Here is a 6,006-nt window from a genome sequence, read left to right on the forward strand (position 1 = left end):
CGCGCCGGGGCATCATGCCATCCATCGAGGCGGCCGATGCGCCGTCCGCCGGACCGATGGAGAACGCCATGCCCTACCTCGACCCCTCCCTGCTCACCCTCGCCGGCTTCATGGCGGCGGTCGGCCTCCTTCCCGCCTGCCTGGCCGCCCTCGACCGCTGATCGCCGACGCCGGGAGACGAACGCCATGCGAGCCCTCGCGACCGGGCTGCTGCTCGCGGCCCTTGCCACCGCCGCCCACGCCGATCGGCCCGGGCCCGACTGGATCAGCCTGGAGCGCGTGACCGCCATCCTCCAGGCCGCCGGCTACGGCCCGGTGACCGGAATCGAGGCCGATGACGGCCGCTGGGAGGCGACCGCCTATCGCGATGGCCGCCGCTTCGAGCTGCACCTCGACCCGCGCAGCGGCGCCATCCTGCGGGTCCGGCCGGAACGCTGATCCGCCATCCGGGCGGTGGGCATCCGGGCGCGGGTGTCATTCATGCGGTGGATGGTCGCGATCCTGCCTTCCGATTGGCGCCGGAACGGCGCGGGCGCCATCTTGCCGGCCAAGCAGGGCGCTTCGGCCGGGCCCAGCCCCTTCGGCCGACCCGCCCAGGACTTGAGGATCATCCCGTGTCAATCCAAGTCGCCGTCCGTATCGGCCTCCTCACCCTGTCGATCGCCAACAACACCGCCTTCGCCCCGGTCGCGAACTCGCTGGAGGCCGACTGCCTCGCCGCCTGCTCGGCCGTGATCGGCGACGACGGCGGGCAGCCCGCCAGCGTGCCAGTGGCCGCCCTGCACCTCGCCGAGCGGACCGCCCACCTCTTCTGACGTCGTCCCGCTACCGGTCCCGACCGGCGCAGGGCGGTACCGCGCACGGGGTTGCCGGGAGGCCCGCCGGTCCGTGTCCGGGCGGGCCGGCGTGAGCCGGAGCGGGGGAGAGGCTCCCTACAGCGAACCGCAGGCCGGTTGGGACCGCGGTTCGCTGTAGCTCATTGTTCTCGGCGCGGATTCACGCCGCCGGGCGCGTCCGCCCGTCGGCGATCCGCTCTACCCCTTTTCCTCGCGCGCCTTCCGTGCCGCCGGGCGGGCATGTCCGGCCGGGGAGTGCCCGCGGCGCGGCCGCGCCGAGGCCCGGCCGCGCCACACGGCACGGCCGGTCAGGCCGGCGGCCGCCGCCACGCCGGCCCACAGCACGAAGCCCGCCCCGGCGAGCGCGCCGAGCCCGGGGTCCCATCCCATGGCCGCCAGGAAGCGCCCGACCGCATCCTTGCCCGCCTGCGGCAGCCAGGCGACAGGCCACAGGATGGGCGCAGCCCAGCTCACCTGAAGGACGTTCCAGAGGTCGATCGCCGTGGTCCGGCCGTTCCGGTTCGGGTCCCACCCGACCAGGGCCCCGATCCGCAGGAACACGGCCACGAAGACCAGGGCGGCCAGGCCGATGCTCGCCGCCATGCCGCCCGGGGCCCATCCTGACGGGCCCCATCTTGGCAGGCCCCGTCCTGATGCGCCCCGTCCTGATGGGCCCGGTCCTGACGGGCGCAGTCCGGCTGGGCCGGCGCCGTGCGGGCTGCCGGGCGGGCGGTTGCCGGGCCGGGGGGCGCTGCCCGCACGGGGCGTGCGCCTGTCGCGGGAGGTTTGTCGGACCATCGGGTGCGGCGGGCCTCGCGCCGCCGGACGTCCGATCCGCGGCGGTCCGCCCCTACCAGCCATCGGGAGGGCCGGGCAACCTGCCCGCCCCCCCCCGTCGCGGTGCGACGAACCTGCATTCCATCGCGGTGCCCATCGCGGTGCGACGAACCTGTAGCCGCCCCGGTGCGACGAACCCGCGCCCGTCATGGCACGACGAGGCTTGCCCCCGGACGCGCCCTGTGCCGCGATGCCGCCCGCGAGGGCAACGGAGAACCGGCCATGGGCGAGGCGGCGTCCCGGGTGATCCCCAGCACCTGCTGGGAGTGCTCGGCCTATTGCGGCTCGCTGCTCACCGTCGGCGGCGACGGCCGGGTGACCAAGGTCGCGCCCAACCCGGCGAGCCCGGTCTCGCGCGGCGCCTTCTGCGTGAAGGGCATCCGCGCCCTGCCCGAAGCCACCTACCAGGAGGGCCGCCTGCTGCACCCGCTGCGCCGCCTCGGCGAGCGCGGCTCGGGGCGCTGGGAGCGGGTGAGCTGGGATTCGGCGCTCGACGAGATGGCCGCGCGGCTCGACGCGACGCGGCGCCGCCACGGCCCGCTCTCGCTGACGGGCGCCGTCAGCGGCGCGGCCTTCAGCCGCGGGCCGGTGATGGCGCTGCTGCTGCGCTCGCTCGGCTCGCCCAACTGGATGATCAACCAGGACCTGTGCGGCGGCTGCCGCGCCGTCAGCGACCGGGTCACGGGCACCGCCATGACCGGCGGCGAGGACGTGGCCAACGCGGCCTGCCTGCTGGTGGTCGGCCGCAACCCGGCCGCCGCCGACCCGCCGCAATGGATCGAGATCAGGCGCGCGAAGGAACGCGGCGCCCGCCTCGTGGTGATCGACCCGTTCCGCACCCAGGCGGCGGAGATCGCCGATCTCTGGCTGCGCCCCGAGCCCGGCACGGACGCCGCCATCGCCCTGGCGATGATCCGCCATCTGGTCGAGACCGGCGCCTGGGACCGCGGCTTCGTCGAGCGCCATTGCCACGGCTTCGACGCGCTGGCGGCGCGCGCCGCCCGCTACACGCCCGGGCACGCGGCCGCGCTGACCGGCGTGCCGGCCGACGACATCGAGCGCGCCGCCGCGATGTACGCGGACGGCCCCGCCTGCTTCCTCTCCGGCCACGGCATCGACGCGGCGAGCAACGGCGTGCAGACCTTCCGCGCCTTCCACGCCCTGGTCGCGATCAGCGGCAACCTGGACCGGCGCGGGGGCAACCGGCGTTCGAAGCGCCCGCCGGGCTTCCGCACCTGGATGGACCTGCTGCACGATCCGCGCTTCCGCCTGCCCGAGGCGGTGGCGAACCGGGCCATCGGCGCCGACCGCTACCCGCTCTGGGCCGGGCCGCTCGGCTGGCAGACCGCCTGCCACAACAGCTCGGTGCTGGAGGCGATGCTGACCGGCGAGCCCTACCCGGTGCGCGCCCTCTACGCGAGCGGCGTCAACATCGCGGTGATGTACCCGGACACGCGGCGCACCCTGGCGGCGCTGCGCTCGCTCGACTTCCTCGCGGTCGCCGCCCACACGATGACGCCGACCGCCGCCCAGGCCGATCTGGTCCTGCCCAAGACCACGGGGCTGGAGGAGGAGGAGGTCGCGCTGAACCAGAAGGTGCCCTGCGTCACCTACACCGCCGCCGCCGGGCCGCCGCAGGGCGAGGCGCGCTCGGACCTCGACATCGCGGTCGCGCTGCTCGACCGGATGCGCGCGCTCGGCGCCGTGGCGCACGAATTCCTGCCCTGGCGCAGCCGCGACGAATTCAACCGCGACCTGCTGGGCGATTCCGGCATCGCGCTCGAGGATCTGCGCCGCGACGGCTTCGCGGAATTCCCCTATGCGCTCGGCGACTTCGATCGGCAGGTCTTCGCCACGCCGACCGGCAGGGTGGAGCTGCACTCCACGCTGATGGAGCGCTTCGGCCTCGACCCGCTGCCCGACTACGTGCCGCCGCTCGACCGGCGCGCGGTGCGGCCCGACGGGTTCCCGCTGCGCCTGCAGACCGGCATGCGCGAGAAGACCTACCACCATTCCCGCTTCCGCGAGCAGGCCTGGGCGCGCAAGGTCTCGCCCGACCCGAAGGTGCACGTGCATCCCGAGACCGCCGCCGCGCACGGCGTGCGCGACGGCGACTGGGTGTCGATCGAGACGGCGGGCGGCCGGGGTGCCGTGCGCCTGCGCGCCGCCGTCACCGACCGCACCCTGCCGGGCACGCTGACCACCGGCGTCGGCTGGTGGCTGCCGGAACGGCCGGCGCCGGAATTCGGCGCGCTGGAGGTGAACGTGAACGCGGCCCTGTCCTACACGGGGCCGGCGGACCCGGCGACGGGGTCGGTGGACACCGGGTCGATCCCCTGCCGGATGCGGCCGGGGTGACGGCGGGGAAGGCCGGAACGGCTCCAGCCTTCCCCGGCGGGCGGGTTGGCGCCCGGCTCAGGCCGGCGTGAACATCGCCACCGGCGGCGCGCCTTCCTCGGTGGGCTTCCACACCAGCCTCACCTTCTGGCCGATCCTCAGCGCGTCGAGGTCGCAGTCGACGATGTTGGTGACGATGCGCGGCCCCTCCGCCAGCTCCACATAGGCGATGGCGTAGGGTTCCTTGGCGCGCGTCACGCTGTAGCTGTAGATCGTGCCCTCGCCCTTCGAGGGCACCAGCTCGACGTTGGTCGAGAGGGTGAAGGGCGAGACGCCGCGCGGGTAGAAGAAGTGCTTGCCGGTGTCGCGGCACAGCCCGATCAGCAGCGTGCCCTCGCGCGCCGCGTCGAAGAAGGGCTTGTTGGTCGGGTCGACGGCGGGCGCCGGGATCTTCCGGTTCGAGGCCTGGGTCGCCATGACGCTCACTCCCTCTCCAGCACCAGCGTCGCGCTGCCGTGGCGGGTGCCGAGCAGCCCGCCCGTGCCGTGCGCCAGCGCCAGGTCGCAGTTCTTCACCTGCACCGCCGGGTGCGCCTCGCCGCGAAGCTGGCGCACCGCCTCGATCACCTTGGTCATGCCGCCGCGGTTGGCCGGGTGGTTGTTGCAGAGCCCGCCGCCATCCGTGTTGAAGGGCAGCTTGCCCACGCCCGAGATCAGGTTGCCGTCCGCGACGAACTTCCCGCCCTGGCCCTTCGCGCAGAAGCCGAGATCCTCGAGCTGCATCAGCACGGTGATGGTGAAGCTGTCGTAGATCGAGGCGTACTTGATGTCGGCCGGCGTCACGCCCGCCTCCTCGAAGGCGCGCGGTCCGGACCAGCGGGCGCCGGAATAGGTGAGATCGACCTCGCCGCCCATCTGGTGCTTGATCGCCTCGCCCGCGCCCTTCACCTTCACCAGCGGCCGCTTGAGCGACTTCGCGATCTCCGGCCGCGCCACGATCAGCGCGCCGCCGCCATCGCTGATGACGCAGCAGTCGAGCCGGTGCAGCGGGTCCGCCACCAGGGGCGAGTTCACCACCTCCTCGACCGTCACCACCTTCCGCAGCATGGCGTGCGGGTTGTGCTGCGCGTGGTGGCTGGCCGCGACCTTGATCCAGGCGAGCTGCTCGCTGGTCGTGCCGAACTCGTGCATGTGGCGCATCGCGCACATCGCGTAGACGTTGGCGACGGTGCGGCCGAACGGGATCTCGAACGGGTCGTCCGGTACGTTGGCGCCCCAGGAGCGCGGCGCCGTGCCCGTCGCCATCGCCTCGGCGCGCGGCCGGCCGGCGAGGGTGATCAGCGCGATGCTGCACTTGCCGAGCGCGATCGCCTCCGCCGCGTGCCCCACATGCGCGAGGTAGGAGGAGCCGCCCACATCGGTGCTGTCGAAGTGCCGCAGCCCCTCGAGGCCCATGTAGTCCACGATGTTGAGCGGGCCGAGGCCCGGCGCGTCGCCGGCGCAGAAATAGCCGTCGATGTCGCGCTTGGTGAGCCCCGCATCCTCGATCGCGCCCAGCGCCACCTCGGCGTGCAGCTGCGCCACGGACTTGTCGTCGGCCTTGCGCGTCGGGTGCTCGAACGCCCCCACGATGTAGGCCTTGCCGTTGATGCTCATGGCCGGATCATGCCCCTCCCTGCTGCGGGCCCGCGCGCGGCGCCCGCCACGTTTGCTGGGTCACGTTCCCAGGGCGAGGTTCCCCAGTCCGCGTTCCTTGGGACCGCGCTCCCTGGGACCGCGCTCCCCGGGGCCGCGCTCCTTGGGACGCAGCCCTAGCACCGCCCGGCACGGATGGCGAGTTGCCGGGGCGGGCCCGGCCGCCCCGGCAACGGTCGCCCCGGCGATCCGGACCCCCGCCGATCCGGGCTTGGCGGCGGCCGCCGGCGCGATACTGTCTCCGACGCAAGGCAGGAGGGGCAAGCCCATGGCGTCAGTCGAGTTGCAGGCCGAGCCGGAGT

At 73.9% G+C, this 6,006-nt stretch carries 7 protein-coding genes; 4 read left to right on the forward strand and 3 right to left on the reverse strand.

Annotation, left to right across the window (positions count from 1 at the left end; translation table 11 throughout):
• The first annotated feature begins 14 nt into the window (after positions 1-14).
• From M0638_RS20945 to M0638_RS20955, 3 genes are all read left to right on the forward strand, one after another.
• Positions 15-161 carry a hypothetical protein gene (locus M0638_RS20945; RefSeq protein WP_248668953.1) on the forward strand — a complete coding sequence of 49 codons (147 nt, stop codon included), beginning with the start codon at positions 15-17 and terminating at the stop codon, positions 159-161.
• A gap of 25 nt (positions 162-186) precedes the next feature.
• Complete coding sequence (locus M0638_RS20950) at positions 187-438, forward strand: PepSY domain-containing protein (protein ID WP_248668954.1); 252 nt, start codon at positions 187-189, stop codon at positions 436-438.
• A gap of 176 nt (positions 439-614) precedes the next feature.
• Positions 615-815 carry a hypothetical protein gene (locus M0638_RS20955; protein ID WP_248668955.1) on the forward strand — a complete coding sequence of 67 codons (201 nt, stop codon included), beginning with the start codon at positions 615-617 and terminating at the stop codon, positions 813-815.
• Positions 816-1,034: 219 nt separating this feature from the next.
• Here the strand turns inward: M0638_RS20955 and M0638_RS20960 are convergent, their stop codons facing one another.
• Positions 1,035-1,439, reverse strand: coding sequence for a hypothetical protein (locus tag M0638_RS20960; RefSeq protein WP_248668956.1), 405 nt, complete (start codon positions 1,437-1,439; stop codon positions 1,035-1,037).
• Between the two features lie 456 nt (positions 1,440-1,895).
• Here M0638_RS20960 and M0638_RS20965 point away from each other — a divergent pair, with 456 nt between their 5' ends.
• Positions 1,896-4,031 (forward strand): molybdopterin-containing oxidoreductase family protein, encoded by a 2,136-nt coding sequence (locus tag M0638_RS20965; RefSeq protein ID WP_248668957.1) that lies wholly within the window; start codon positions 1,896-1,898, stop codon positions 4,029-4,031.
• A gap of 57 nt (positions 4,032-4,088) precedes the next feature.
• Here the strand turns inward: M0638_RS20965 and M0638_RS20970 are convergent, their stop codons facing one another.
• Together M0638_RS20970 and M0638_RS20975 are read right to left on the reverse strand one after the other, a co-directional pair.
• Positions 4,089-4,487: a Zn-ribbon domain-containing OB-fold protein gene (locus M0638_RS20970; RefSeq protein ID WP_248668958.1), complete on the reverse strand. Its 399-nt coding sequence runs from the start codon at positions 4,485-4,487 to the stop codon at positions 4,089-4,091.
• A 5-nt stretch (positions 4,488-4,492) separates the two neighbouring features.
• Entirely contained in the window at positions 4,493-5,665 is a 1,173-nt protein-coding gene (locus tag M0638_RS20975; RefSeq protein ID WP_248668959.1) for a thiolase domain-containing protein, read from the reverse strand.
• Positions 5,666-6,006: the final 341 nt, after the last annotated feature.

It is taken from the genome of Roseomonas acroporae, from assembly GCF_023223525.1.
Classification (GTDB): Bacteria; Pseudomonadota; Alphaproteobacteria; order Acetobacterales; family Acetobacteraceae; genus Roseomonas_E; species Roseomonas_E acroporae.